Genomic DNA, 26116 nt, shown 5'->3' with positions numbered 1-26116 from the left:
GCCGGGCATCGCTGTCCTCCGTGACCATCTTGGTACGCCACCTCACGGGCGGCAGGCCGATGGCCAAACTCCTACGCGAGTCACGGCATCTGACCTGCACGGGCGGCCCCACACCACCCCCACAGCGCTTCCCCACAACCCGCATCGAGCGTACCAGCGGGTCCGTCGCCGGATCCGCACCAATTCGCCGACGTCACGCACCGGCGCGACACCGTCGTGACGCACCGAAAGGCTTTGGTGGACAAGCAAATCGACGACTCCCGGCGCAGCGGTGGCCAACCGTCCACCACACGGGTGCCGGCGCAATTGGGCCCGGTGCTCCCGCCGTCGGCGCCAGCGTGGTCGATACTGGGGTGGCATCCGGCTCTCGGCACCTGCGTCGAGCAAACGAGGAGAGAAAGCGCGTATTCGGTGACTGACCACTTCGAACCGCAGCACAACCCCCCGGACAGCGCTTTTGCCGGACATCCCGTGGACACGCCACCCGCTTGGCCACGCGTGAATCCGGCAACGCACACCAACAACGCGGGCATGCAGCACACCGAACCGCTGCAGCGCCGGACCGGCTACCCACCGCTGCCCGGCCCCGTCCAGCCCGGGCCACCGCCGCACCAGCCGTGGCCGCACGGCCCACACGGGCAGTTCGCGCCACCGGGGTCGTACGCCGACGCCATCCGCCGGGACGACTTGATCCGGCCCCGCAAGCCCGAGCCCGGTCGCGGCTGGCGCAAGACGCTGTTCAAAGCGACGTTCGGGCTGGTCAACCTCGGTCCGTCACCCGACGAAATCCGGGAGGCCCAGCAGATCAACCGGATCCGGTCGGCCCTGTCGGGCCACTACAAGGTCGGTGTCATGGGCAAGGGGGGCGTCGGCAAGACGACGGTGTCCGCCTCGATCGGGTCGCTCTTCGCCGAGCTCCGACAGGAAGACCGGGTGGTGGCCGTCGACGCCGACACCGCGTTCGGCAAGCTCGGCAGCCGGGTCGATCCGAAGGCCCTGAGCTCGTACTGGGAGTTGGCCTCGGACCAGCATCTCGAGAGTTTCGCCGACATCCGCAACCGGGTGGGCAGCAATGCCGCCGGGCTCTTCGTGCTGGCCGGCGAGGCGAGCCCGGCCCGGCGCCGGGTGCTCGATCCCGCGGTCTACCGGGAGGCCGCCTCCCGATTGGACCGCCACTTCACCATCTCGATCATCGACTGCAGCTCCACGATGGACAGTCCCGTCACCCAGGAGGTGCTGCGGGACCTGGACGCGCTCATCGTGGTGTCCTCCCCGTGGGTCGACGGCGCCGGTGCCGCCGGGCAGACGCTGGATTGGCTGGCGGCGCACGGGCTCAACGGCCTGTTGCAGCGAACTGTGGTGGTACTCAACGATTCCGACGGCCATGCCGACAAGCGCACCCGCTCGGTGCTGGCTCAGCAGTTCGCCGGGCAGGGCCAGGCTGTAGTCGAGGTTCCGTTCGACGGGCACCTGCGCCCAGGCGGCGTCATCGCCGGCACCCGACAGATGGCACCGGCCACCCGGCGCAAGTTCATCGAGATCGCTGCCGCGCTGGCTGCGAACTTCCCGACCAGCGACGACCGGCACCGCGAGCGGCCCTGACGCCGTCGCAGTCAGACCAGCTGCACAAGCAGCTTTTCGACGAGTTGCTTGTCCTCGTCCGACACTGCCGCTTCGGCTTCGGCGCCGACCACGACGGCCTCGGGCACGCCGGCCGCGAGGGCCGTCTCCTGGATGGTCAGGTTGGCACCACGGCGAGCGGCGTACAACCGCTGCCCCAGCGTCGCGGTCGGTGCTTTGGCGCCGAGCAGCGTCAGTTCGTCGATGCGGGCACGGACCAGCCCCAGCGCCTTGATCAGCGGCGGTGACACCGGACCCAGCCGAGCGGCGCTGGCCGCCACGGCTTCAAGCTGCCGCAGGTCGGACAAGATCTGCGTGACCCATGGCGTGAATTCGGAGTCTTCTATCGCCGGCAGCGCATCGGCAGTGGCACCCAAGGTGTTCACCGCTGCGACGACGGCCTGGGCGATCAGCGGCACCTCACCCGCGTTGGTCAACGACGGCGCGGGGTGTGGCTGAAGCGCCACCTGCGCCTGCGTGGGGATCGGCTCGCCGCTACGGATCCGGGCGATGGTTCCCGGTGGCCACTGCAGCACTTCTTCGAGACGCAGCCGTGTCCTCTCCCGCGGCCAGCTGCGGCCTTTCTCGAAGGAGATCAGCGCGCCGGCGTTGATGATGCCGTCGGCGGCCAGACTCCGCTGACTGATGTCGAGTTCGCGACGCCGGGCTGCGGCGGCCGCACCGGCGCGCTCCATCCCTGGATCGACGGCGGGCAGGGCGATGTATTCGGTGACGTCATCGGGATCGATGTTCGGCACCCGGGGCCACCTCCCATCCCATTACAGCCCGCGCTCAACACGAAATCCGGAGCGCCCTCAGCAGTCCGATACAGCTTAGCCGGTTCGGTCCCGCATAACTATTGCGTTAATACTCGCTGAACCGTATCGGCGTGGCTCCAAGCGCTTCAGTTAGACCGTACACCCTGCCCGAACGGCGACTTTCACCAATGTTATTCCGGACCAATCGGATGTTTTCTTCGACCCCATAGCTCGCTGACCTGCGGATATATCAAACGCTACGGTTTAACTGTTGCGTTACTCCAGTCCGGTGCTATAGATTCCTCTCAACCGCGACGGAACAGTCGCAGCGCAACAGCTAAGGAGTACCCCGATGACCGCGATTGCCATGGACGGCCTGCCGCTCGGTGAGTGCACCCGGAGCCCGGAGCAGTGGACGACGATCGCCAGCGACGAGGCGAAGAGCCTCTGCCGGCAGTGCCCGCGGCGTTGGGCGTGTGCGCGTGACGCCGTCGAGCTGCCCCGCGCCGAAGGCCTCTGGGCCGGCATCGTCGTCCCCGCCGACGAAGGTCGCGGCCGGACGTTCGCGCTGAAGCAGCTGCGGTCCTTGGCCGAAGCCAACGGCTACCCGGTTCGCCGTCAGCGCCGCATCTTCCTCGAAGTCGCGTAGTACCCGCTGCCCACGCTGCCGTTTGAGGGGGCGGCAGCGCGGGCAGCGGATTTACGCACGAGGGTTACCGTGACGGGATGAGCATTACCGACAAGACCGGAGCGCCCACCACCGTCAGCGCCGAAGACGGGCGATTCACCATCGCCGTCGACGGCAAGACCGTCGGCCTGATCGATTACCTCGACCAGGGCGGCCGACGCATCTTCCCGCACACCGAAGTTCAGCCCGAATACGGTGGCCGCGGACTGGCGACGATCCTCGTCGCCGAGGCACTGGACACCACGCGTGCCGCAGGGCTACGCATCGTCCCGCAATGCTCGATGGTCAGCGGGTACATCGCCAAGCACCCCGAGTACGCGCCACTGGTCGAGCCGGCCTGAGTGGTTTGGGCGCGTTCCGTATCGGAGAGTGATACGGAGCGCGCCGAGATCACTCCTGGTTGAGGTATTGCGCGGTCGAGCCGCTGATAGGCATGTCGGGCATACCGAGTTTGCGGTGGTCCCAGCTGCGCATCCGCGACGGCACCACGCGCACCGCGATTCGGTTGTTCATCATCTGGTCGACGAACGGCCGCATCTCGTCGGTGTAGGGGCCGGTGTAGCGCTCCCACACGCTGATGCCCACGCGCAGGCAGGCGTCGGCGTCCTCGACGATCTCGGCGGTGCCGTCGATCGAGACGCCGCGCAGGGTGCCGTACGTGTCACCGTCCTCGATCATCACCGTGATGATGGGGTTCCGGCGCAGGTTGAGAGCCTTCTGCGACTTGGCCTTGGTCTCGAACCAGATTTCGCCGTCGAGCACGGCGTACCACATGGCCACCAGGTGTGGCCGGCCGTCAGCCAGGACGGTGGCCATGGTCGCGGTCCGGCTGCGATCGATGAACTCGACGATCTCGTCGTCGGTCATGACGATCTTCTTGCGCTCGTTCTGTCCCACGCTGTTATGCCTATCAGGACCCGACAGCCGCGTTTTACTCGGCCCGCAGCGCCGCCACCGCCGGGCCGAACATCGTCTCCTTGATGGCGGCCATGGTCGCCGAGTCCTTGCCCGCCACCGGAATCACCAGATCCACTGCAGCGGGCACCACCGCCTCCTCGGCGGCGGCGACCTCCACCAGTCCGTACTTCGCGGCGTCGTCACCGCCGAAGCGCCGTCCGGTGGTCATCGACGCGATCGCCGCCTGCGGCGTCAGCTTGGCCTGGATCAGTGCGGCCATGCCGGGCGTGAACGGAATCCGGATGTCGACCTCGGGGAAACAGAAGAACCCGCGGTCGGAGCGCATGGTCCGGTAGTCGTGGGCCATCGCGAGCATCGCGCCGGCACCGAACGCATGCCCGTTGACCGCGGCGGCTGTGGGGATGGGCAGGGTCAGCACACGCGCGAACAACGCGTGCACCCGTCCGACGTACGACTGCATCTGGTCGCCGTGTGCCATCAGCCAGTCGAGGTCCAGTCCATTGGAGTAGAACTTGCCGGCGCCGGTGGTGACCAGACCCTGGGCACCGCCCGCGACGAGATCGTCGATGGCTCCGTTGATGTCGTCGAGGAAACCGAGCGAGAAGCGGTTCTCGTCGTCGCCGAGATTCAGGATGGCGATCTTGTCCTGGTAGGTGACGGTGATGGTCATGATTGTTTCCTCCTGGTTGGGGTGGGTTCGTCGGCAAGGACGGCACGGACGGCCGCGGACAGCCGATCGCGAGCCCAGCTGTTGCTGATTCTGTTGCGGGACAAGATGATTGCGGTCGGCAGATCGACGATGCACACCGTGATGGCGTCGACTGCCGGACCGTCGCGCCGGTCCCACAGGTGCGACGACAGCCGGACCATCAGCTCGATCAGCCGGCGGTCGAGATCGTTGAGTTCGGCCGCCAGGGATGCGGGCAGATCGTGGCCGAGCAACTGGTCGCGCTGTACCCGCCACACGAGTTGGGCCGACTGGGGCTGCCGTTCGTAGAACACCGCGGGCGCCTGCGCTGCGGCGACGACGGCGTCCACAGGGTCTGCAGCCACGCGGGCGAGGGCCGCATCGACCAATTCTGTTTGCACATCGAGGAATCGGCGTGCGGCACGCAGCCAGGTGCGGGCGACGAGTTCGGTCCGTGAGCCGAAGTTGTGGTAGATCGCGCCGTTCGAGATCCCGGCCGCGGCGGCCACCGAACGGGTGGTGACACCGGCCGGCCCGGCCTCGACGGCCAGCGATTCGGCAGCGTCGAGCACCGCATCGAGATCGTAGACACGAGGCCGGGGCACCGGCACACAGTAACAGAGCAAGCGCTCCGTTACTACGCGGCGGGAGCGCGGCTTGCTACGGCGGGTAGATCTGCTTGACGGTCCCGTCGGGATTGACCTGCATGTATCCGGTCCCCGGCGCGGTCGAGTGAATCGACAGGCCCAGGCCGCCACCCTCTTCACCCTCGATGATCAGGTAGGTCGACGTCCCGGGCTCGGCGCCCAGTTGCGGCGGCGCGTCGGCCAGGGTGGCGGCCACCGCCTGCACGTTGATCGCACCGAGGTCCGCCAGCACGTCGAATGAGCTGGTGCCGGTGTCCGAGCCCCACTTGCTCCAGCTACCACCGCGGTACATGAAGCTCTGGTCGACGTGCTTGTTCGTGGGAGAGACGCGGTCCATGATCGCGTAATCGGGATAGACCACGAGCTTGAATCCCATGGTGTCGCCGAACTTCGCCTTCACGGTCCCGATGAGGTCGGTCAGGCCGTCGGCGGTCTGCAGCTGACTCGGCCCCGGCGGCGTCGACGCGGCGGTAGAGGCGGGCGGCATGCCCCCGGTCGGATCCCCCTCTGTTCCGCCCGTGCCGGTGGGCATCGACGGAAACAGTTGCGCGCTAGGCTGATTCGTGGCCATGGGCTGCTCGGTCGAACGACTATCGGACCACATCACATAGGCGACGACTGCGCCCCCGAGGACGATCACCGTGGCCAACGCCGCGACGATCACGACCGCCGAGTTGCGCCACCATGATTGTGCCGGCCCCGCATTCGTCGTCTGAGGTGGCGACCACTGGGCGGATCCGAACGCGCTTTGCGCAGGAGCGGCGTACTGCGTGTGCGCGTGCGCCGGGTAGGCCTCGGGACCCGTCGGGGGATAGGGCACCGGGCGGGCGGTCCACGCCGGGGAAGCGACCGGGCGACCGGACTCGATCGGCGCAGTCAGTGCGGCCCGGGCGGCGAGTGCCAGATCCTTGGTTGTGGCATAACGCTTTTCGGGATCCTTGGCCATGCCGGTCGCGATGACCTGATCCATCTGCGGTGAAATGCCCGGCCGCATCGTCGACGGCCGCGGCGGATCGGAGTAGAGGTGGCTGGTGATCTGCCGCTCCATGCTGTCGCCGGGAAACGGCGGGGCGCCGGTCAGACATTCGTGCAGCACGCACGTCAGCGCATAGATGTCGGAGCGGGCGTCGGCCCGGTCGCTGGTGAAGCGCTCGGGCGCCATGTACGCGACCGTGCCGATGGTGGCGCCGGTGTGGGTCAGCTTGGTCTCGCCGGCGGCCCGCGCGATGCCGAAGTCGATGAGGTACGCGAAATCGTCTGGGGTGACCAGGATGTTCGCGGGTTTGACGTCGCGGTGCACCAGGCCGACACCATGCGCGGCACCGAGCGCGGCGGCGATCTGCTCGATGATCGAGACGGCGCGGTCGGGCGCCAGCGGACCGTCGGCCAACAACTGCTGGACGGTCTTGCCGTCGATCAGCCGCATCGTCACGAAGAGCCGGTCGTCGATCTCACCGAAATCGTGGATCGGGACGATGTGCGGCTCGTCCAGACCGGCTGCGGCGTGAGCCTCCCTGCGGAACCGCACCTGGTACTGCTCGTCGTCCGCGAAGGTCGGAGGCAGCACCTTCATCGCGACGACCCGCTTCATGGTGGTGTCGTAGGCCTTCCAGACCTCACCCATGCCGCCGCGGCCGAGCAGCTCAATCAGCCGATAGCGGCCGAACGGTGTCCCATCCACCGGCTAACCATAAGAGGCAGCCGCGTCTGCTGCCAGAGCTGGGCTACACGCGCACCCTGCGGCGATAGGTGACTTTGTCGAATTCCCGGCCATGTTCGTCGACGGCGGTGACATCCATTTCGCTCAGCAGCTGCCCGGGCCTGACGTCGACGCGGATGAAGGCGTAGTTACGGAAGCGCACCCGCGACCAGCCGACAGACTCCGCCTTCTTCTTCCCGTCGGCAGTCCAGACGTAGCTGTTCGGCACGAACGTGTCGGGAGCCTCATGGCCGCGGTAGCTTTCCGGCTCGCCCGGCTGAAAGCCGTAACGCGGCCGACCGGCACAACCCACCGTGTAGTAGACGGTGCCATCGGTTTCGGGTTCCACGATGGAGTTGTCACCGGCAACCTTGGTGGGGCGGTCGGCGCGGATCGGGTCGGTGCGTTCGTAGACGTGGTTGTGTCCCTGCAACACCAGATCGACCTGGTAGCGGTCGAACAGCTCGCACCAGGCCGCCCGCACGCCGCCGTCACTGGCGTGGGAATCGGTGGTCGAGTAGGCGCAGTGGTGGAAGAAGCAGACAATGAAGTCGATGTTGGGATCGGCCCGGTAAGCCGCCAAGGAGCGTTCGGCCCACGAGTTCTGGGTGCCGTCGGAATAGCCGGTGTTGGAACGGATTTCGAAGCTGACGTCGTTGGCGTCCAGCGACAGCACCGCGACATTGCCGTAGGCGAACGAATAGACCGAGGGGCAGGCCGCCGGGCCGTTGTCCGGAAAGTCCATGCGCGCCAGATGGCCGCCGTATCCGTTGCTCGGATACGCAGCCTCCATGTCGTGGTTGCCGGTCGCGAACATCCACGGTGTGCTCGCCGCGCTGGCCTCGATGGAGCCCAGATAGACGTCCCAGACGAACGGGTTGTACTTGTCGAAACCGGGAGCGGGCTTGGCGCCCGAAGCGACGAACGACAGTGGCTTGCCGCCGCCCGACGGATCGGCGTAGGCGATATCCCCGGCCAGCAGGTGGAATTCGGGGTTGGACGCGACAATCTGGCTGAAGACGTTGGCAGTGTGCGGTACGTCCGGTTCGTTGTCCGGCTTGTAGTAGCTGTCGTCGTAGTCTCCGCGCTTCAGCCCGGCAGGCTGGCGTGGTGTGTCATCGGTGCCCTGGTCGCCCATCATGGTGAAGCGGAACGGCGCCAACGCCGTTCGCACACTGGGCATTGCCGTCCTGGCCGACCGCACGTCGCTGACGAATCCGTCCTCGGTGCGCCACCGGTAGAAGTGCGCGGTGCCACCGGGCAGCCCGTCGACCGGGACGTGGGCATAGAACTGTTCGGCCGCCAGGACGCCGCGGTCACTGGTGGGAATCTGGGTGACGAGGTTGCGCACCTCGGCCTCTACCGTCGCACCCAGCTGATCGGTGGGTCCGTGGTCGACGAACACCTTGGTGCTGGCAGGGTTTCGCGATAGCTGGGCGGCCAGCCTCAGCTGGTTGGCGGCGTCGCCGCCGAAGCCGACCCGACGGTTCGCGACGCTGAGGGGCGCATCCTGTGCGTACGCGCGGCGCCCGAACGGCGCCAGGCCCAGGGCCGCCACCGCTGCGGCGGCCGCCGACCCACGCAGGAAATTCCGTCGCGATACCCGGTGGCGGCGCAGGTACTGCTGGTGCCAGTCGTACTGCTCGGCGATGGTCATGGTCGACGACAAGGTGTCGGGGATGCCCGTGTCCGGGATTTCACCGGCGGCGGTCAGTCGGGTGGAACGCACCCGTCGATCGTGACCCAGCACGGTCCGTCTCGCGAGTCCAAAGGGGAAATCAAGGGCCGAAGTTCAGCCGGGATTCACGGAACCGCATGAAAGTTGCAGGCCATGCCCGCGGTATCGCCGCGGCGACAATGTGACCTGAAAAGTCTTGGATTGTCCCGAACACTTTCTCAGCAGAGCCTCAGTTGACGACGGCACCGTGGAGACATCCAGCGCGAATGCGCCTGTCTTACCGACGTTTCGAGAAAGTAGCCAACGCCAATGAGACCCCCGACAGACCGGCCGGACAACCAGCACGTCTGGTCCCGCCAATATGCGGCTGACCAGGAAAAAACCGTCCAGTGGAGCCAGGACCGGTATCAGCGCCCCTCCGCATCCGAGGCACACACCCAGCCGCTGCGGACACCGCACGGCCACCAGAACCCGCAGTTCTACGGCGCGCCCGTCCCGCCGCGGCCGGCCAAGCGGTCACGGTCCGGACTGATGGCGTTCGGGATCGCTGCCGTGGCCATGGCGGCCGGCGCTGCCGGCACCGTGGCCGTGGTCGACCACTACGGCAACACCGCCCCCGACGCCAGGGCGCCGATCACCGCTGCGCTCGGAAACCACTCGCAGCCAATGCCATCCGCGCCGGCAGCGCCGGCCGTGGCAGCGCCGGCCGGGTCCGTTGAGTCGGTGTCCGCCAAGGTGCTGCCGAGTGTGGTGAAACTGCAGATCCAGTCCGGCCAGCAGAGTGAGGAAGGCTCGGGCATCATCCTCAGCGCCGACGGGCTCATCCTGACCAACAACCATGTCGTCGCCGCGGCCAATCAGGCCGCGGGCGGTCAGGATTCGACGCCGGCTCAATCCCTGCCCGGCGGCGGCCTGCCGCGTGGCATGTCCCCGTTCGGCCAACTCCCCGGCGGTCCACAGGACGGTCCCGACGCGCAGGACCCCAGCCAGGGCGGTCCCGCCACCGCTCCGTCAGGCCGAGTGAGCCAGGGCCTCAAGGCCACCGTCACCCTCTCCGACGGCCGCACCGTGCCGTTCACCGTGGTCGGCGCCGATCCCGCCGACGACATCGCGGTTGTCAAGGCGCAGGGTGTCTCCGGCCTGACCCCGATCAGCATCGGATCGTCCAAGGACCTGCGCGTCGGGCAGAACGTCGTCGCTATCGGCTCGCCGCTGGGTCTGCAGGGCACCGTCACCACCGGCATCATCAGCTCACTGAACCGTCCGGTGAGCACCGGTGACGAGCAGACCGGGCAGCACTCGGTGATGAGCGCCATCCAGACCGACGCCGCGATCAACCCCGGCAACTCCGGTGGCGCGCTGGTCGATATGAACGGCAACCTGATCGGTGTGAACTCGGCGATCGCGTCGCTCGGCGGCGGCCCGGATTCCGGTGGCGCCCAGCCCGGTTCGATCGGTCTCGGCTTCGCCATCCCGGTCGACCAGGCCAAGCGCATTGCCGACCAACTGATTTCGACCGGCACCGTGCAGCACGCCTCGCTGGGCGTCAAGCTGGCCGCCAACAACAACGCCCAGGGCGCGGCCGTGGCCGGTGTTGTCGCCGGCGGTCCCGCCGCTGCGGCCGGCCTGGACAAGGGCGCCGTGATCACCAAGGTCGACAACCAGCCGATCGACGGTCCCGAAGCGCTCGTCGCGGCCATCCGGTCCAAGGCGCCCGGCGACAACGTCACCGTGACCTACGCCGACCCGTCCGGAGCGGAACGGTCCGTGCAGGTGACCTTGGGCCAGACGGAAGCGTAAGCCTGGCCTGTCCCCCATCCGGTGAGGGTTGTGTACGCGGAACCCGAGCTACGCGTACACAACCCTCACAGTTCTTCAGCCGGTATCGCACCGCCAAGCAGATTCCAATCGCGCTGACCTACTCTCTTCCAGTCGACATCTTTCGGAGGGGTCATGCGCGTCGAGTACATCGTGGTGCTGATCGCTGTCATCGTGATCGTGGATGTCGCCATTCTCGTTGCGCTGCTGCGCAAGCGTCGCGCCCGGCAGGCGTCGCGCGGCACGACGGGGACCAGCGCAACGGAACTCGGTGCCACGGGCCCATCCAAACAATCGGCCGCACCCGTCCTGGCGAAAGTGTTCCTGTCGCTCGGACTGTCCTTGGCCGTGGCAGCCGGAGTCTGCGCAGCATTTGTGGCGCACGAGAATTCGGATGACAGTCATGCCGAGGGCACCGTCATCGAATTGGTCCCCAGTGGCCGCGGGAGCAGTCCCCGATACCGGGCGCGCGTGGAATTCACCACCGCGGCCGGCACCGTGGTCCGTTTCCTCAGTTCGGTGAGTAGTAATCCGCCCCCGGCCCAGGTCGGCGAACACGTGGATATTCGCTACGACGCCGACAACCCACGCGACGCCCAGATCAACACCTATTGGCAGGTGTGGTTCCTACCGACCCTCCTCGGCATCATCGGCGCACCATTCCTGCTGGCAGGGGCCGGATTCGCCATCGCCAGCCGGGCGCGTCGCAAGCGGGGCCCAGAAATCACCTGACCGGCCCATCGCATTCAGCAAATTGCCAGGCTATCCGGGATGCCACAGGTGACTCCCAGATGTATGGTCTCCCCAATTCCACATTTGCGTTTGCTGTGAATCGGGAGAGATGGCGCAATACTTCCTCTCGGGTGCAGTGATGGCCCGCGTTGACGGCACGCCGGCGGCGCTCGGCGGCCCCAAGCAACGCTGTGTGCTGGCGGTGCTGCTGGCCAACCACGGCGCCGTGGTCAGCATCGACCGCCTGATCGACGCGGTCTGGGGCGACGAACCACCGGCAAAGGCGCTGGCCTCGGTGCGTTCGTACATGGCGAACCTGCGGCGGGTCCTCGATCCCGCCGCCGACGGCGCCAACGACCCGGACGGGCGCCGCTCCGACGTACACAGCCAGCGCCTCGCCTCCCACCCGCACGGCTACCAGCTGAATCTGCTCCCCGGCGACACCGTCGATCTGTTCCGTTTCGAAGACCTGGTGGCGAACGGCCGGAGCGCACTGATCCGTAACTCCGCCGAAACGGCTGTCGGGATGCTCACCGAGGCGCTGGCGTTATGGCATGGAGATCCGTTCGGGGAGTTCGCCTATCACGAATTCGCCGCCCCTGAGGCCATCCGCTTCTCCGCCCTGCGCTCCACCGCCATCGAGGCCCGCTTCGACGCCGCCCTGCAACTCGGCGGCGGCGGTGAGCTGGTGCCCGAGATCGAGGGCGCGCTGGCGGAACATCCTCTCCAGGAACGACTCTGGGGCCATCTGATGCTCGCGCTGCATCGCGCGAACCGAACTGCTGATGCGATCCAGGCGTTCGAACGAGCCTGCACCACGCTGGATCGCGAGATCGGCACCCGGCCCGGCGAAGGCCTGCAGACCCTCTTCGAGAAGATCCGCGACGGCGCGCCCGAACTGAATGTCGCGCCGGCACACCACGTGCCCGAACCAACACCCGGCGCCGCCGCTCCGCCGCCGTTCGTCGGCCGCGATGCCGAACTCGGCAGCGTCGCCGCCGCGGTACGCCGTGGGCAGGCAGGCGCCGGCGGCCTCACGCTGGTGACCGGCGACGCCGGCATCGGCAAGACGTCCCTGGCACAGGCCGCGGTCGACCGCGCGTCCGCGGCGGGCATGACGGTGGCCTGGGCGAGCCATCCGAGCGGCGTCAAACTGCCCCTGCTGTGGACCTGGATCCAGCTGCTGCGCCAGCTGGGCACCGAACTCGGACCGGAGGCGCGCCGGGCCGTGCTGCACGAAGCGCCGGGAGTGGTCACCGCGCTGGTACCGGAATGGCATGGCGACGACGACCTGGCCTCGGCCAGCCGGTTCGCCCCAACGGGCTTCACGCTCGTGGAACGAATCGTGACGGCGCTGCGTGCGCTCGCCGGTATCAGGCCCTTGCTGCTCGTCATCGACGACCTGCAGCGGGCGGATCCGGCCTCGCTGAACACGCTCGTCCTGCTCGCCGGTGAGTTCCCGCGCCTGCCGATCCAGGTGGTCGGCAACTGGACGTTCTTCGGCACCGACCGTCCGATGAACCGGTCGTCCTTCGAACGCCTCGTCCGCTCCAACGACGCCGTCACGATGCACCTCGACGGCATCGACTCGACCTCGGCCGCGCACCTGATCGACGCCGTCGCCGGTCGCGAGGTCCCACCCGTCGTGTCCGACGAAGTGTGGCAGCAGGCCGGTGGAAACCCGTTCTACATCAAGGAACTCGCCCGCGCCCTCGGCACCGACGGGGCGCCGCAGCACGGCCACCCGGCCCTGTCGGATGCTGTCGTCGGTGTGGTGGGCCGCCGACTCAATGTGCTGGACCGGCCGAGCCGGCGGGTGCTCAGCGCGGCTGCCGTCGTCGGGCCCGAATTCGATGTCGCGGACCTGGCCGACATCGTCGACCTGTCGATCTCGACGGTGCAGAGCCGGCTTCGCCCGGCATACGAGACGGGTCTGCTCGACGAACTGCCCGAACGGCCCGGGGCCTATCGATTCAGCCACGGGCTGGTCCGCGATGCGCTGATCACGCAACTGGCCACGACCGACCGCACCAGCGTCCACGCGGCCATCGCCACCACCCGGACGCCGACGCTCGCCACTGCTGCGTACGAACACGTGATCGCGGCTGCCGACCATGCGTGGCGGGCCGGCACCGAGCTGAACGCGGACGTCGCCCTCGGCATCTTGGAGGCGGCGATCCCCCGGGCCCTCAACCGCTCGGCCTATCACGATGTCGCCGGCCTGGCCGAACACGCGCTGCAGATCTGCGAACGGTTACCGGCCAAGCCCGAACACCTGGACCGGCAGGCCACGCTGTGGCTGCATCTTGCCGGCGCCCGCGGAATCCTCGAAGGACAGGCGAGCGAATCGGCCACCGCAGCGGTCCAGCGGGCGTTCGAAATCGGACAGGAAGTCAAGGGGCGCAACTTCTATGGCGCCATCGCACTCAAGTGTCTGATGTTGTGCGCGCACGGGCGGATCGACGAGACCGAGATCATCGCCCATGGCTTACAGGACCAGTACGACAAGTCCGGTGATCCGGTCATCGGCGTGGTCAACGACTTCGCGCACATCATGGTGTATTCGCTCCGCGGCGAGGCCGACCTGTTGATCACTACCGGCCACCACATGATGACGAACTTCCCACCGCCCGAGACGGTGACCGACCCCCTTCATTTCTTCCATCCGCGGGTGTACTGCTGGATGGCGCTGGCCGAAGCGGTCCGCGGGGATCAGGACGCGATGCGCGAATATCACCGTCGCGCACTGCATCTCGCCCAGAGCCGCGGCGACGTCTTCAACATCCTGGCCGCCAAACTGACATACGTCGAGTGCGCCGCCATCCTCGGCGTGATCGACGGCACCGCCGAACTCGCCGACCAGGTCGACGCCGAGTTCTGCGCCGCGGGCGGCCGGCAGTGGGCGGCGACAGCCCGGATCATCAGCGTGTGGGCCCAGACCCTCAGCGGCAAAGACATCGATCCCGACATCGCGCGCCAGGCTTATCAGCTGTACACATCGGATGGGACGACCGCGATGAACACCATCTTCCTGAGCCTGTTGTCCGACATCGAACTGCATCACGGCCGGATCGACGCCGCCCGTGATTGGCTGAAGCAGGCCAGCCGCCTGGCGGATGCCACCGGCGAACGCGCATATCGTCACATGCTCGCCGAGCGGCTGGCCTCGCTGTCGGTGCAGTCCGTGTGAGATCAGGCTTTTACCGTGCTGTCCGGCAGTGCTTCTCGCCACTGACGCCAGATGGCGCGGTCCGTCATCAGATCGAGCACGCTGCCGAATCCCGATGGATACACAAGTGAGACAAGCCATTTGCGTGAATCGCGATGACTCACCTCGCAGCCACCACGGTAGAACTGCCGGAGCCACTTGAGATTCAGCGCGTTCCGCGGGAAGTCGAAGATCACGACCTCCTCACCCGCGGACAGCTTCGCCTGGTAATCGGTGAGGCCCAGTTCCTCATCGACCCATTTCGCGTATTCGGACGCAAGGCACCGCACGCGGGTATCCGTCAGTTCCAACTCGACGTTCACCCACCAGGTGTTTGCTTTGCTCTTGAGCAGATAGGCCTTGGTCCGGGGTGGCGCTGTCGTCATCTAAGGGGTGATGGCGAGAGATTTGTCGATGGAGTCCAACGCCTGGAACAGCTCATGGCCCTGGGCTTCATCACTGGTTGCGTTCATCTGCAGAACATAGAGCCCGTCGTTGCCCTTGAACACGACGGTCTCCTGGCCGAATGCGGCCTTCCCGCTCGGCATGTCGTAGGTACCGGCGATCCGGAACGCCGGGAATCCCGCCGACGTGCCCGGTTCCTCACCAGCCGAGGAGAATCCCGGCAGGTTCTTCGCCTCCCCGCCCGCCAGCGACATCAGCTTGTCCGCATCCACCGGCCCGTCCAACCGGGACACCAGCGCAATGATGTTCGGCGTGTAGGCCAGATTCTCCGCACCGGGTGCGCTGTAGACGATGGCGCCGTAGGCGTAGTCCGGGGTGTCGTCCCCTGCGTTCTGCCAGCCGTCGGGGAACTGAATCTCGACCTTCGGGGCGCCCGCATCCGTCCGGTGAATCGGCGTCTCCTGGATCTTCTGCTGCGTGATGTAGTCGGCGATGGTCGGATTCGCCGCTCCCGCAGTGGGTTCCGGCACCTTGCGCGGTGTCAGTTTAGGCGCGGCTGCCTTCGTCGACGACGAGCTGGAGCTGCTGCTGCTCGAACTCGACGAGCTTGAGCTGCTGCTCGAGCTCTTGTCCTTGTCGCCTCCGCAGGCGCCCAGCGTCATGCTCAGGCATACGGCGGCGGCGACGGCGATGACAGGTCGATGCGACATCTGCATCGTGACTCCTCAGGGGTAGACGGGGACGTCGGTCACGTCCTCGGCGTCACGATATGGACGTCGGATTGGAATTCCGTTGAATCCGGCGCCCCGGGTGGTTGGAACGCCGGCGGGACCAACCCGACCTGAGTGAGCTTCCAACTGGATTCCAACACCACGGCGCTAACTTTTGCCGTCCGGCTTGAGAGGTGCGGCGCTGTTGGTTGGCGCCCGAACTTGGAAGGGGTTGGCGACATGACCAACACAACGTGTCAGAGGCTCGTTCTCGCATCCGCGATCACGGTTGCCGTGTTCGGCGCTGCGGCCTGCTCCAGCGGGACGCCGTCGGTGAGCAAGAAGGACGTCGAGAGCCAGATCGTCACCAAGATGACCGGCGCCGATGGCAAGAAGGCAGACTCGGTGACCTGCCCCGAAGACCTCGCGGGCCAAAAGGGCGCCGAGACCAACTGCACCATGAAGGTCGGCGACAAAACCAGCAACGTCAACGTCACGGTCACCAGCATCGAGGGTGACCAGGTGAAGTTCGACATGGTTCAGACCATCGACAAGGCGCAGGTCGCCAGCCAGATCAGCGACCAGCTGGGCCAGCAGTTCGGGACCAAACCCGAATCCGTGACATGCCCGGAGAACCTCAAAGGCACGACCGGCGCCACGCTTCGCTGCCAGCTCAAGGACAGCGGCCAGACCTACGGCGTCACGGTCACCGTCAACAGTGTCGACGGCTCCGACGTGAACTACGGGTTCAAGGTCGACGACAAGCCCACGTCGTAGAGAATGGCCATTCACCGGGCCCGCCGGCGGGCTTCTGCACTACTGGCCGTCTGCATCCTGGCCGTTGCCGGCTGCGGCGAGAAGCACCTGAAGCCCGGGGCGGAGCCGTCGTCGTCGACTACGCCGTCGGCCCCGCCGGTGGAGATTCACGGCGACGCCGCAGACCCGGTCAACAAGATCGTCATCCAGTCGATCGGCGACATCCAGGCTTACTGGCAGAAGGAATTTCCCGAGCTCTACCACAAGGACTACACGCCGGTGACGGGCGGCTTCTACGCGGTCCACCCGTCGTCCGGGCCGCTGCCGCCCTGCGCCGAGTCTGCTGACGACATCGCCGGAAACGCGTTCTACTGCGCCAAGGCCGACGACGTGGCCTGGGACGTGGAGGTCCTGCTGCCGAGCCTGCGAAAACGGTTCGGCGACTTCGTCATTCCGGTGGTCCTGGCCCACGAATGGGGCCATGCCATTCAGGCACGGGCGAATTTCCAGGGCGAGACGGTCACCAAGGAGATCCAGGCCGACTGCTTTGCCGGAGCCTGGGCGGCGCATGCCAAGTCGGACACCTTCAAGCCCAACGCCAACGATCTGGACCGCGCCCTCGCGGGCTTCCTGTTCTTGCGCGACGAACCCGGCACCGCCAAGCACGATCCGAGAGCGCACGGCAGTGGGTTCGACCGGGTGAACTCCTTCCGGACAGGTTTCGACAAGGGGCCGCAAGCGTGCGCCGACTACCGCAATGGCAATCCCGTGGTGGTCGAAGTCCCGTTCAACAGCGCGGAGGACGAGGCCAGCGGCGGCAACGCGCCCTACGACTCGATAATCGACGGTGTACCAGCGGATCTCGAGGACTACTACACCAAGCTGTTCCCCGAGTTGACCGGCAAGCAATGGACCCCGCTGCAGCCGGTGCGCAAGCTGGACGCGAACAACTCCCCGAACTGTGGCGACACCCCGACCAAGGGTTACGTGCTCTTCTACTGCGTTCCCGAGGATTACGTCGGATTCGACAACGCCGAAGCCATGCCCGAAATCTATGCCGAGGGTGGCGATTTCGCGGTAGCGACGCTCATCGGGACGCAGTACGGACTGGCGGCGTTGACTCGGCTCGGTCAGGACAGCAGCAGCAAGCAGGTGTCCTTGCGCGCCGACTGTCTGACCGGTTCCTGGGCTGCCAGCATCCTGCTGCACAACCGCCCGGAGAGCCGGTACAGCCTTTCACCCGGCGACCTGGACAAAGCCGTGGCCGCACTGCTGCTCTTCCGTGGCGACGGCGACGTCGAGCGGCAGGGGCAAGGTGCCGACCGGATCGACGCCTACCGCCGCGGGGTGTACGACGGCGCCGAGCCCTGCCTGACCCTCTGACGCTGAACCGCTATCGGCTTTTGAGGAAGTCGAAGAAGTGCGGTGTGGCCTCGACCCGAAGCCTGGTGAGCACGGCGTGCGCCTGGTCGCCGGTACTGAGGGTGATATCGGTGGTCATCGGTCACTCTCGTTTCGCCTGTTCCGTACTCGTCGGCGCCAGGGCGCCAGGAGCAGTTCGCAGGCCCGGCGCATGTCGCGCTCGGCCTGCTCGGGCGTCGTCTCGCCGGTGATGGCCCACGACAAGACGCCGTATGCACATTGCTCGAGCAGCAGCGCAACCTGCGTGTCGGCCGCGGTGGGCGCGACGATGCCGGCAACGCTGAGGATGTTGCTCCGCAAGTTGTAGTCGCCGCTGACGGTCGACTCGGCGCGCCGGGCATTGACCGACGTGATCATCGCGCGGGCCAGTTGCGGACGAGCCAGCATGGTCCGAACGATGCCGGCCATGAGTTCGGTGACATCGGCAACGGGTTCTCCCGTCGCCGGACCCGGGGGCGCGGCGGCCTGGGTGTAGTGAAACAGCAACGCCGCGAACAGGTGATGCTTGGTGGGGTAGTACCGGTAGACGGTGGTGATGGAGACGGCGGCCTGATCCGCCACATCCTGCATCCGGACTTCTTCGAGTCCGTGGCGCGCGCCGAGTCTCGCGGCGGTGGCCAGGATGCGTTCGCAGCGATCGATCTGCGCGAGGGTCCTCGGGGTCGCCGGTTCCCGGTCGAGTGGTGCCCGGGGCATGGCTATTCCGGTGGTCCAGACGGTGTGCCCTGCACCATCTTCTGAATCATCGCGTGGGACGCCAACAGCACCCTGCCGCGGTCGCGCGTGGCGTGGACCGCCGGGTTGTCCGCGTGCGCCGAGATGATGTGCACCGGACCGCTGCCGAGATTCGCGAGGCCTTCGCGTGCGACGTCAGCGGGGTCGGATGCGGGCATCCCGGGGATGTCGAAGTTCAGGCCGACCCGCTCCATCGCCGGCGTCCGCGTGAGACCAAGGACGAGCTCGAGAACGTCGATGTTGTGTTCGCGCAACTCCAGCCAGAGGCCCTCGGCGTAGATCCGGCTGAATGCCTTCACGCCGCCGTACACCGTGTGTCGCGCCGACCCGAGGTGCCCGCTGAGCGATCCGACCAGCATCAGGCCGCCCCGGCCGCGTTCGCGCATGAGTGCTCCGAAGTGGTGGACCAGCCGCAGCGGCGTGGTGACGTTCAGGTCGATCACCCGCTGAAACGCGGCCATGTCACCATCGAGGAATTCCGCGCTGTGGGTGTTGGCCCCGGCGTTGTAGATGAGGAGTCCAACCTCCAAATCGGCCGTGGCACTGATGATCTGGTCGACAGCCTCATCGCGAATGAGGTCGAGGGTCAGTTCGCGGACCGCCACACCGTACTCGCGGCACCGGCTCGCGGTGGCCTGCAGCGGCGCCGGCTTGCGGGCGATCAGCACCAGGTTGACGCCGGCCTGCGCCAGCAGGGCCGCGAACTCCGCCCCGACACCCTCCGATCCACCCGCGATGACGGCCCACGGCCCGTATTGCTGCAACTGCAGCGCGTCCTCGCTAGACAAGTTCTCGCTCCATATCTAAAATTCATTTTAGTTTTCTGCGTCCGAGGGTATCCGATCCAGACGCCGGTACGGAAGGGCGCTTGCATGCGGATAGGACTGCAGACGCCGGTGGTCATCCAAGTTCCCGCCACCGCGTCGGCGTGGGAAGCGACCGCCGGCGCCGCTGAGATCGGCGAGATCGGCGCCGTCGCCGACCTGCTCGGCATCGACTACCTGACTTGTCCCGAGCATGTCGTCGTGCCGACCGATGTCGCGGCGACCCGGGGGTCGACATACTGGGATCCCTTGGCCACCTTGGCTTTCATCGCCGGGCGTACGGCGCGGATCCGGCTGGCCACCTCGGTGCTGGTGCTGGGCTACCACCATCCGCTGGAGATCGCGAAACGCTACGGCACACTGGACCAGGTCAGCGGTGGCCGGCTGATCTTGGGCGTGGGCGTCGGGTCACTCCGGGAGGAGTTCGAGCTGTTGGGCGCAGCTTGGGATGATCGCGGTGCCCGGGCAGACGAGGCGATGAGTGCACTGCGCGACGCGTTGGCCACCAATCATCCCGTGCACCAAGGGCATTACTACCGTTACGACTCCCTGATCATGGATCCCTGTGCGAGGCAACCGCGGGTACCGATCTGGGTGGGCGGCCGGACCCGGCGTTCACTTCGTCGCGCCGTCAACCTGGGGGACGGTTGGATGCCGTTCGGTCTCTCGGCAGCGGAGATCGCGACAATGCTTGCCGCCGTGGACCTTCCGGACACCTTCGACATCGTGCTCGCGACCCCGCCGCTGGATCCGATGGGCGCGCCCCAACAGACGCTCAACGAACTCGGCGCGCTCGAGGACGCCGGTGCCACAGCGGCGACGTGCGTCCTCGCCTCCCGGTCCGCAACACATTGCTGCGAGCAGCTCGGCGCACTGGCGGACTTGGCCAACCTGCCGGGCGAAGACCGACCATGAGTGAGCAGCGGCTCACCGAGCTGGAGACGCGGCTGCGCCGCATCGAGGACGAGCGCGCCGTCGAGCGCATGATCGCCTCTTACGGACCGCTGGTCGACGCCGGTGAGGCCGACGACGCCGCCGCGATGTGGGCACCGGACGGGGTGTACGACGTCGAAAACTGGCTCATGGCAGGACGTGCCGACGTCGCCGCCATGGTGCGCTCACCTGGTCACCAGGAGTTGATCACCACCGGATGCACCCACTTCCTGAGTCCCGCCGTCGTCACCATCCATGGCGACGAGGCGGTTGCGGTATGTGAGTCGACGCTGTTGCTCAGGCGCGCAACCAGTTACGAACCCGCCCGGGCCGGCGTCAGCTATTTCCACCTCCGCCGCGCGGCGGAATCGGCGCACGGCTGGCAGATCGTCAAACGCATCACCCGGCTCCTCGACGGAACCGAGCCGCCCCGCAGACTCTTGGCGGACGGCATCGCTGGACGAATCCTGCCCTAGTCCGTCGCACCATCCAACGTATGCCCGGCCATGGCCGCCAGGACCCGATGGGCCCGGGCCACCATCGCCGTGGCGGGCTCCTCGGGATGCTTACGCCAGAAGAGCATCAGCGCAGACACCATGTGCTCCCACACGCCGGTGGCAGCGACCAGATCGATGGGATCCGTGAGGCCGACACCCCCGAGCGACCGCGACACTCCCGCGAACGCCTGCTCACGCAAGATCGTCCGCTGCTCGCGCGCCGCGTCCCGCGCCGGACCGTGCGGGACCGACCGGTCGAACAGCACATGCCAGTCGCCCGGATGCCCCTCGAACGTCGTGAAGATCGCCGCCAGCACCCGCTCACCGGCGGCGGCACCGGCCCCCGCCAGGTGGTCAGGGGATTTGAGTGCGGCGTCGACCGCCTGCTCGATCTGGTTTCCGATCCTGGTGACGCACGCGGCGTAGACGGCTTCTTTGGACCCGAAATAGCTGATGATGAGGGTTTTGGAGACGTCGGCCTGGGCGGCGATGGCGGCCAGGGACGCACCCGCATAGGTGGCCCGGCTGAATTCGGCGATCGCCGCCTCGATGATGAGCTGTTCGCGCTCGCCGCGCGGCACACCTTTGGTGCCGGTTCTGCCGCTGACGGCGCGCGAGGTCATCCGGACAGCCTAGTCAGCCCGGCCCGCACCGCTGAGCCACTGTCGACCATCGCTCGGGACGAACACGCCGATTCAGGCCGGCTGGACGTCGATCCACTCCAGGTAGGCGCTGCCCTCGACGGGCCTGGTGCGCCAGGTACCGGTGTAGGAATACGCGGCGGCGTACCCCGGCCCGTGGCCCGGGCGCCATGTCGTACGCCCGGTAGAAGCGCTGACGGCGCGCGACAACGTACTGGAGATCAGGTGTTTCTTCATGGGCCCTTGCCTGGGTTGCGCTGCCCGCCGGTCAGGTCAGGGCCGCGAGAGCGCGGTCCGCCGTAGCGGGGGAGATGAGGTCGATCGTCGGCAGCACCGCACGCAACACCGCGGGGCTGACCTCCACCGGCTGATGAGTGACTGCCCGGATGATCCAGCGACCCGCTTCTTGTGCCGACAACGCCGCGGCGTCCTCGTATTCGGCTGTGGGCGCGATCATTTCGGTGCGCACCAGTGGAAAGTAGACATTGGTGGCGCAGATGCCGGGGTGGGGCCGCTCGGCGTTGAGACTGCGACCGAAAATCGCCAGCGCACTCTTCGACGCGGCGTATGCGGAGAACCGCGGAAATGTGTTGGCGTGCAGACCCCAGGTGCAGACGTTGATCACCTGTCCGCGGCCCCGCTCGATCATGCCGGGCAGCAGCCCCAGGCTCAGTTGCACCGCGGCCAGGTAATTCAGCGACATCGTGCGTTCGTAGTCGTGCAACCGGTCGGTGGCGTCGACGATGCTGCGGCGAATCGAGTGGCCCGCGTTGTTGACCAGGACGTCCACCCGCTCGTCGGCGAGATCGTCCAGCAAGCGGGCGGTGGCGTCCTGATCGCTCAGATCGCAGGTGCGCCAATGACATCCGGTTGCGTCCGCCAGCGTCCGTAGCTCCGCCTCACGGCGGGCAACGGCGATGACGGTGGCACCCCGGGCGCTCAGCTGAGTGACCGCCTCGCGGCCGATGCCGGCCGATGCACCCGTGACGACGACGGTCAGGTCGCTGACATCGCGGCCCGGCCCGGCCAGTGCGGCATCGAGCCGCTCGGGCAGCAGGGTTCGGCGCTGGACGAGATCCACGATGGCATTGCGAATGGACATGGCTACCTCCCAGCCGGTGCTCTCACCGGCACGCGGAGGATATTACCAGGTGGTCACTTTTAACGTCGGCGCGCCCGTGGGGAGAACATCGCGCTACTTCAGCGGGGACAGCGGTCCGTTCACGTCCAGTGGCGCGCAGCTTTCGGTGCCGACGGTCGTCGAGCAGTGTGCCGCGGGGATCACCGGCCGGTATCCGGGCGGGGTGCCGCCGTCGCGGGTGATCTGGCGGTAGGTCGGTACAGCATCGGTGGGTACCCGGCGCAGCGCCGGATCGCCCAGGGCGTCAACGGAGTACAGGCCGAACCGGGGCCGGTAGCTGCCCCATTCGTAGTTGTCGAGCAGGGACCAGTAGTTGTAGCCGATGATCGGGATGCCGTCGGCTTTGGCGCGCTGCAGCCAGAAGACGGTGTCGCTGAGGTGTTGGGACCGGGTCACGCCGTCGGCTCGGGGCTTGCCGTTGTCGGTGACCATGCCGTTCTCGACGACGTAGATCGGCAACCCTGGATACCGCTGGGCGTAGTGGCGTGCCACGTAGTAGATGTCTTCGGGCTGCAGTTTGATGTTCCACCGCTCCGCCATGCTCTGACTTGCGGCCGGATTGTCCTTGGCCGTCCCGGTGTAGTAGTCGAACCCGAGATAGTCCAGCGTGTCCTTGACCCGGTCGAAGAACGAACCCTCGATGCCTTTCACCCCGAGACCGGTGAACTGCGCCAGCACTTCCGGCGGAATGTAGGCCTCGTTCGTGGTGACCTTCGCCTTCGGGTCGGCATCGTGCGCGGCGCGGTATACCGCGCGGTGCGCGTCCGCGACGCGGTCGAGGAAGGTGCCGAACTGGTCGGGTTTGATGCCACCGGTGCGCACCTCCATCGCTCCGAAGGCCAGCGGCTCGTTGATGCTCACCCACAGCACGCCCTGTCCGGCATAGCGTTTGGTGATGGCCTTTGCGAAGTCGTCGAACGCGGCGACGTTGTTGAGGAAGCCACCACGGTCGGTGATCCAGCCGGGGTAAACCCAGTGCATCAACGTGATCATGGGCGTCATGCCGTTCGCCCGCAGCGTGGCGACGACGTCGTCGTAGTAGGCGAGTTCCTTGTCGTTCCATTTGCCCGGCTCGGGCATCACCCGCGCCCACTCGACGCCGAACCGGAAGGTGTTGACGCCCAGGGCATGTGCGTTGGCGATGTCCTCGCGGTAGCGGTGCCGGAAGTCGTCGGCCTGCTTATAGGGCTCGACCGCCCCGAACGGATCAGCGTGCGCCTTGCCGGCCGTCCGGTCGACGTACCGACGCCAATTGCTGTCGGGTGCATCCCCTTCCACCTGGTACCCCGCCGTCGCGGTGCCCCAGTAGAAGCTGCGGTCCCAGGCCGGAGACTGCTGTGCCGATTCGTCCTTGGCCGCGTCCTGTTTTGTGCCACAGCCGGCCATGCTCATCACCACGGCCGACGCCAGCATCACCCTGATCCACTTCATACTAAAACCGTACATTGCACTGTTTTGAAGTGCGAGTGACACTGGTTACACGGTCAGGTCAGCTACCCAACCGGGCCGTGGCCCCCGCATCAACCGGCAGGACGGTGCCCGTGATGTGCACGCTGTCCCGGTGCGCCAAAAACATGACAGCACGGGTGATTTCAGCCGGTTTCATGAAGGCCACCGGCTGCAGATGCAAAGATGCGAACACCGATTCGACGTCGGCGAGCGTCGGTTGGTCCAAATCCGGGCGCATGGCGCCGAACAGCGCATCGTTGAAAGTCATTGGGGTTTCGACGTTTCCGGGCGCAACGGCATTGACGGTGATCCCGAACCCACCGAGATCGTGCGCCGCCACCTTCGTCAGCCCGATGACGCCCCATTTTGACGCCGCGTACGCGGCCTGCCCGAAGTTTCCGCTGCGCCCCAGCATCGAGGACACCGTGACGATCCGCCCGTACCCACGCGCCTTCATCCCCGGCGCCACGGCCGCGATCGTGTTGAACGTGCCCGTCAGATTGGACCCGATCACTTCGTCCCATTGCGCCGAGGGCACCTCCGGCAGAAAGCCGATGGCGCTGACGCCGGCGTTGGTGACAGCAATATCGAGTCGGCCGAATTCGGTCTCGACGTCGGCCACGAAGCCTTCCAGAGCCGTACGGTCGCTGGTCGACAATTTCGCTGTGAGACAACGTCTTCCAGTCGCCTCGACCAGCTCGGCGGTGGTCGCCAGATCGTCCTCCGTCGCGAGCGGGTATTTGATCTCGTCGTGATCCGCACAGCGGTCGCAGATGGCGATATCCGCACCCGCCTCGGCAAGGGCCACCGCGTGCGACCTGCCCATACCTCGAGCCCCGCCGGTGATCAGCGCAACGAGGCCATCGAAGTCACCCATTCAAACTCCTATCTTGGCAATCGAAAATTCTGTGGACGAGCCCGGTCAGACGGAGTCGGGCTTGCCGGTCACCACGCAGTGGGTGTGGCTGTAGATGGTGGGCATGCACAGGTTGCAGTGGGTGCAGCCTGATCTCACGCTGCGGTCGGATTGGATGCGGTTGAGCAGGTCGGGTTCGGCGAGCAGGGCGCGGCCCATCGCGACGAACTCGAACCCTTCGGCCATGGCCAGATCCATGGTGTCGCGGTTGGTGATCCCGCCGAGCAGGATCAGCGGCATCGACAGTTCGGCGCGGAATTGGCGGGCCTGCTCAAGCAGATAGGCCTCCCGGTAGGGGTATTCGCGGAAGAACTTGTGCCCGCTCATCCGGATGCCCCAGCTGATCGGGGGTTTGAAGTTGGCGGCGAATTCTTTGACCGGGGCGTCGCCACGGAACAGGTACATCGGGTTGACCAGCGAGCTGCCCGCGGTCAACTCCAACGCATCCAGCGCCCCATCTTCTTGCAGCCACTGTGCGGTCTGCAGTGATTCGTCGAGGGGGATGCCGCCGCGGACCCCGTCGGTCATGTTGAGCTTGGCGATCACCGCGATCTGATCACCCACGGCTTCCCGGACCGCCTGCACGGTGCCTCGGGCCACCTTCGCCCGGTTTTCCAGGGAGCCCCCGAACTCGTCGGTGCGGCGGTTGATCAGTGGGGACAGGAACGAGGAGGCGAAGTAGTTGTGCCCCAGGTGCACTTCCACGGCGTCGAATCCGGCCTCGATCGCCAACCTCGCAGCGTTCGCGTGGGCGGCCATCACCGCATCGATGTCGGCACGGGTGGCCTTGCGGGCGAACCGCATGGACAGCGGGTTGAACAACCGCACCGGCGCCAGGGCGGTGGCCTGGTTGGTGCGCGCGTTGGCGACCGGCCCGGCGTGGCCGATCTGGGCGCTGATCGCCGCACCCTCACCATGAATCGTGTCGGTCAACCTGCGTAGCCCGGGGATGGCGTCGGGGCGCATCCACAACTGCCAGCCATCGGTGCGACCGCCGGGGGACACCGCGCAATAGGCCACGGTGGTCATCCCGACCCCACCCGCGGCGGGCAGTTGGTGATACCGGATCAGATCATCGGTGACCAACGCGTTCGGGGTGGCCGCTTCGAACGTCGCGGCCTTGATGATCCGGTTCCGCAACGTCACCGGACCCAGCTTGGCCGGCTGGAATGGATCCGGTACTGCGGGCCCGCGGGCGGTCGACGTGGCGTCGGTGGTCATGGTGTCAGTATC

At 66.8% G+C, this 26116-nt stretch carries 26 protein-coding genes; 10 read left to right on the top strand and 16 right to left on the bottom strand.

Annotation, left to right across the window (positions count from 1 at the left end; all coding sequences use genetic code 11):
• The first annotated feature begins 294 nt into the window (after nucleotides 1-294).
• Complete coding sequence (locus G6N59_RS17220) at nucleotides 295-1602, top strand: MinD/ParA family ATP-binding protein (RefSeq protein ID WP_407665894.1); 1308 nt, start codon at nucleotides 295-297, stop codon at nucleotides 1600-1602.
• Nucleotides 1603-1613: 11 nt separating this feature from the next.
• Here the strand turns inward: G6N59_RS17220 and G6N59_RS17215 are convergent, their stop codons facing one another.
• Nucleotides 1614-2315 carry a transcriptional regulator gene (locus G6N59_RS17215; protein ID WP_163912054.1) on the bottom strand — a complete coding sequence of 234 codons (702 nt, stop codon included), beginning with the start codon at nucleotides 2313-2315 and terminating at the stop codon, nucleotides 1614-1616.
• Nucleotides 2316-2730: 415 nt separating this feature from the next.
• Between G6N59_RS17215 and G6N59_RS17210 the strand changes: the two genes are divergently transcribed.
• Together G6N59_RS17210 and G6N59_RS17205 are read left to right on the top strand one after the other, a co-directional pair.
• Complete coding sequence (locus G6N59_RS17210; protein ID WP_138228023.1) at nucleotides 2731-3027, top strand: WhiB family transcriptional regulator; 297 nt, start codon at nucleotides 2731-2733, stop codon at nucleotides 3025-3027.
• Between the two features lie 77 nt (nucleotides 3028-3104).
• Nucleotides 3105-3407, top strand: coding sequence for a GNAT family N-acetyltransferase (locus tag G6N59_RS17205; RefSeq protein WP_138228022.1), 303 nt, complete (start codon nucleotides 3105-3107; stop codon nucleotides 3405-3407).
• A 49-nt stretch (nucleotides 3408-3456) separates the two neighbouring features.
• Here the strand turns inward: G6N59_RS17205 and G6N59_RS17200 are convergent, their stop codons facing one another.
• The 5 genes from G6N59_RS17200 to G6N59_RS17180 are packed head-to-tail and all read right to left on the bottom strand — an operon-like array spanning nucleotide 3457 to nucleotide 8675.
• On the bottom strand, nucleotides 3457-3963 hold the full coding sequence (locus tag G6N59_RS17200) for a pyridoxamine 5'-phosphate oxidase family protein (protein ID WP_138228021.1): 507 nt from the start codon (nucleotides 3961-3963) through the stop codon (nucleotides 3457-3459).
• Between the two features lie 34 nt (nucleotides 3964-3997).
• A complete protein-coding gene (locus tag G6N59_RS17195) occupies nucleotides 3998-4654 on the bottom strand; it encodes an enoyl-CoA hydratase-related protein (RefSeq protein ID WP_138228020.1) in 657 nt (218 codons plus the stop codon).
• Nucleotides 4651-5277: a TetR/AcrR family transcriptional regulator gene (locus G6N59_RS17190; protein WP_138228019.1), complete on the bottom strand. Its 627-nt coding sequence runs from the start codon at nucleotides 5275-5277 to the stop codon at nucleotides 4651-4653. Before G6N59_RS17190 ends, G6N59_RS17195 begins: the two co-directional genes overlap by 4 nt.
• A gap of 55 nt (nucleotides 5278-5332) precedes the next feature.
• A complete protein-coding gene (locus G6N59_RS17185; protein WP_138228018.1) occupies nucleotides 5333-7000 on the bottom strand; it encodes a serine/threonine-protein kinase in 1668 nt (555 codons plus the stop codon).
• A gap of 43 nt (nucleotides 7001-7043) precedes the next feature.
• Nucleotides 7044-8675, bottom strand: coding sequence for a metallophosphoesterase (locus G6N59_RS17180; RefSeq protein ID WP_234884018.1), 1632 nt, complete (start codon nucleotides 8673-8675; stop codon nucleotides 7044-7046).
• A 552-nt stretch (nucleotides 8676-9227) separates the two neighbouring features.
• Here G6N59_RS17180 and G6N59_RS17175 point away from each other — a divergent pair.
• From G6N59_RS17175 to G6N59_RS17165, 3 genes are all read left to right on the top strand, one after another.
• Nucleotides 9228-10496, top strand: a complete 1269-nt coding sequence (locus G6N59_RS17175) for a S1C family serine protease (protein WP_163912052.1) — start codon at nucleotides 9228-9230, stop codon at nucleotides 10494-10496.
• 153 nt (nucleotides 10497-10649) lie between these two features.
• On the top strand, nucleotides 10650-11246 hold the full coding sequence (locus G6N59_RS17170; RefSeq protein WP_138228016.1) for a DUF3592 domain-containing protein: 597 nt from the start codon (nucleotides 10650-10652) through the stop codon (nucleotides 11244-11246).
• A gap of 139 nt (nucleotides 11247-11385) precedes the next feature.
• Nucleotides 11386-14436, top strand: coding sequence for an ATP-binding protein (locus G6N59_RS17165; protein WP_234884009.1), 3051 nt, complete (start codon nucleotides 11386-11388; stop codon nucleotides 14434-14436).
• A 2-nt stretch (nucleotides 14437-14438) separates the two neighbouring features.
• Here G6N59_RS17165 and G6N59_RS17160 read toward each other — a convergent pair whose 3' ends face one another.
• Together G6N59_RS17160 and G6N59_RS17155 are read right to left on the bottom strand one after the other, a co-directional pair.
• On the bottom strand, nucleotides 14439-14840 hold the full coding sequence (locus tag G6N59_RS17160) for a hypothetical protein (RefSeq protein WP_138228014.1): 402 nt from the start codon (nucleotides 14838-14840) through the stop codon (nucleotides 14439-14441).
• Nucleotides 14841-15569 (bottom strand): LpqN/LpqT family lipoprotein, encoded by a 729-nt coding sequence (locus G6N59_RS17155; protein ID WP_234884008.1) that lies wholly within the window; start codon nucleotides 15567-15569, stop codon nucleotides 14841-14843. It abuts the gene before it with no gap.
• 240 nt (nucleotides 15570-15809) lie between these two features.
• Here G6N59_RS17155 and G6N59_RS17150 point away from each other — a divergent pair, with 240 nt between their 5' ends.
• Together G6N59_RS17150 and G6N59_RS17145 are read left to right on the top strand one after the other, a co-directional pair.
• Entirely contained in the window at nucleotides 15810-16346 is a 537-nt protein-coding gene (locus tag G6N59_RS17150) for an anti-apoptotic protein (RefSeq protein ID WP_138228012.1), read from the top strand.
• Between the two features lie 3 nt (nucleotides 16347-16349).
• Nucleotides 16350-17708, top strand: coding sequence for a neutral zinc metallopeptidase (locus G6N59_RS17145; protein WP_138228011.1), 1359 nt, complete (start codon nucleotides 16350-16352; stop codon nucleotides 17706-17708).
• A 114-nt stretch (nucleotides 17709-17822) separates the two neighbouring features.
• Here G6N59_RS17145 and G6N59_RS17140 read toward each other — a convergent pair whose 3' ends face one another.
• Together G6N59_RS17140 and G6N59_RS17135 are read right to left on the bottom strand one after the other, a co-directional pair.
• Nucleotides 17823-18443: a TetR/AcrR family transcriptional regulator gene (locus G6N59_RS17140; protein WP_138228010.1), complete on the bottom strand. Its 621-nt coding sequence runs from the start codon at nucleotides 18441-18443 to the stop codon at nucleotides 17823-17825.
• Nucleotides 18444-18445: 2 nt separating this feature from the next.
• Nucleotides 18446-19270, bottom strand: a complete 825-nt coding sequence (locus G6N59_RS17135; RefSeq protein ID WP_138228009.1) for an SDR family NAD(P)-dependent oxidoreductase — start codon at nucleotides 19268-19270, stop codon at nucleotides 18446-18448.
• Nucleotides 19271-19354: 84 nt separating this feature from the next.
• Between G6N59_RS17135 and G6N59_RS17130 the strand changes: the two genes are divergently transcribed.
• Together G6N59_RS17130 and G6N59_RS17125 are read left to right on the top strand one after the other, a co-directional pair.
• Complete coding sequence (locus G6N59_RS17130; RefSeq protein ID WP_138228008.1) at nucleotides 19355-20221, top strand: LLM class F420-dependent oxidoreductase; 867 nt, start codon at nucleotides 19355-19357, stop codon at nucleotides 20219-20221.
• On the top strand, nucleotides 20218-20715 hold the full coding sequence (locus G6N59_RS17125) for a nuclear transport factor 2 family protein (RefSeq protein WP_138228007.1): 498 nt from the start codon (nucleotides 20218-20220) through the stop codon (nucleotides 20713-20715). Before G6N59_RS17130 ends, G6N59_RS17125 begins: the two co-directional genes overlap by 4 nt.
• On the opposite strand, the gene G6N59_RS17120 is transcribed toward G6N59_RS17125, so the two are convergent.
• The 6 genes from G6N59_RS17120 to G6N59_RS17095 form a co-directional block, all read right to left on the bottom strand.
• The gene (locus G6N59_RS17120; RefSeq protein ID WP_163912049.1) at nucleotides 20712-21317 is read right to left on the bottom strand and encodes a TetR/AcrR family transcriptional regulator; all 606 of its coding nucleotides are present in this window, start codon (nucleotides 21315-21317) and stop codon (nucleotides 20712-20714) included. The genes G6N59_RS17125 and G6N59_RS17120 overlap by 4 nt on opposite strands.
• Before the next feature lie 114 nt (nucleotides 21318-21431).
• Complete coding sequence (locus G6N59_RS17115) at nucleotides 21432-21614, bottom strand: DUF6670 family protein (RefSeq protein ID WP_138228005.1); 183 nt, start codon at nucleotides 21612-21614, stop codon at nucleotides 21432-21434.
• 31 nt (nucleotides 21615-21645) lie between these two features.
• The gene (locus tag G6N59_RS17110) at nucleotides 21646-22479 is read right to left on the bottom strand and encodes an SDR family NAD(P)-dependent oxidoreductase (protein ID WP_138228004.1); all 834 of its coding nucleotides are present in this window, start codon (nucleotides 22477-22479) and stop codon (nucleotides 21646-21648) included.
• 93 nt (nucleotides 22480-22572) lie between these two features.
• Nucleotides 22573-23949 carry a glycoside hydrolase family 1 protein gene (locus G6N59_RS17105; RefSeq protein WP_138228003.1) on the bottom strand — a complete coding sequence of 459 codons (1377 nt, stop codon included), beginning with the start codon at nucleotides 23947-23949 and terminating at the stop codon, nucleotides 22573-22575.
• A 58-nt stretch (nucleotides 23950-24007) separates the two neighbouring features.
• Nucleotides 24008-24844 carry a mycofactocin-coupled SDR family oxidoreductase gene (locus tag G6N59_RS17100; RefSeq protein ID WP_138228002.1) on the bottom strand — a complete coding sequence of 279 codons (837 nt, stop codon included), beginning with the start codon at nucleotides 24842-24844 and terminating at the stop codon, nucleotides 24008-24010.
• A gap of 45 nt (nucleotides 24845-24889) precedes the next feature.
• The gene (locus G6N59_RS17095; RefSeq protein WP_138228001.1) at nucleotides 24890-26104 is read right to left on the bottom strand and encodes an NADH:flavin oxidoreductase; all 1215 of its coding nucleotides are present in this window, start codon (nucleotides 26102-26104) and stop codon (nucleotides 24890-24892) included.
• Nucleotides 26105-26116: the final 12 nt, after the last annotated feature.

Source organism: Mycolicibacterium aubagnense (assembly GCF_010730955.1).
Lineage (GTDB): Bacteria > Actinomycetota > Actinomycetes > Mycobacteriales > Mycobacteriaceae > Mycobacterium > Mycobacterium aubagnense.
Note: the sequence above shows the minus strand (reverse complement) of the source record. Positions and strands in the feature narration are given on the sequence as shown.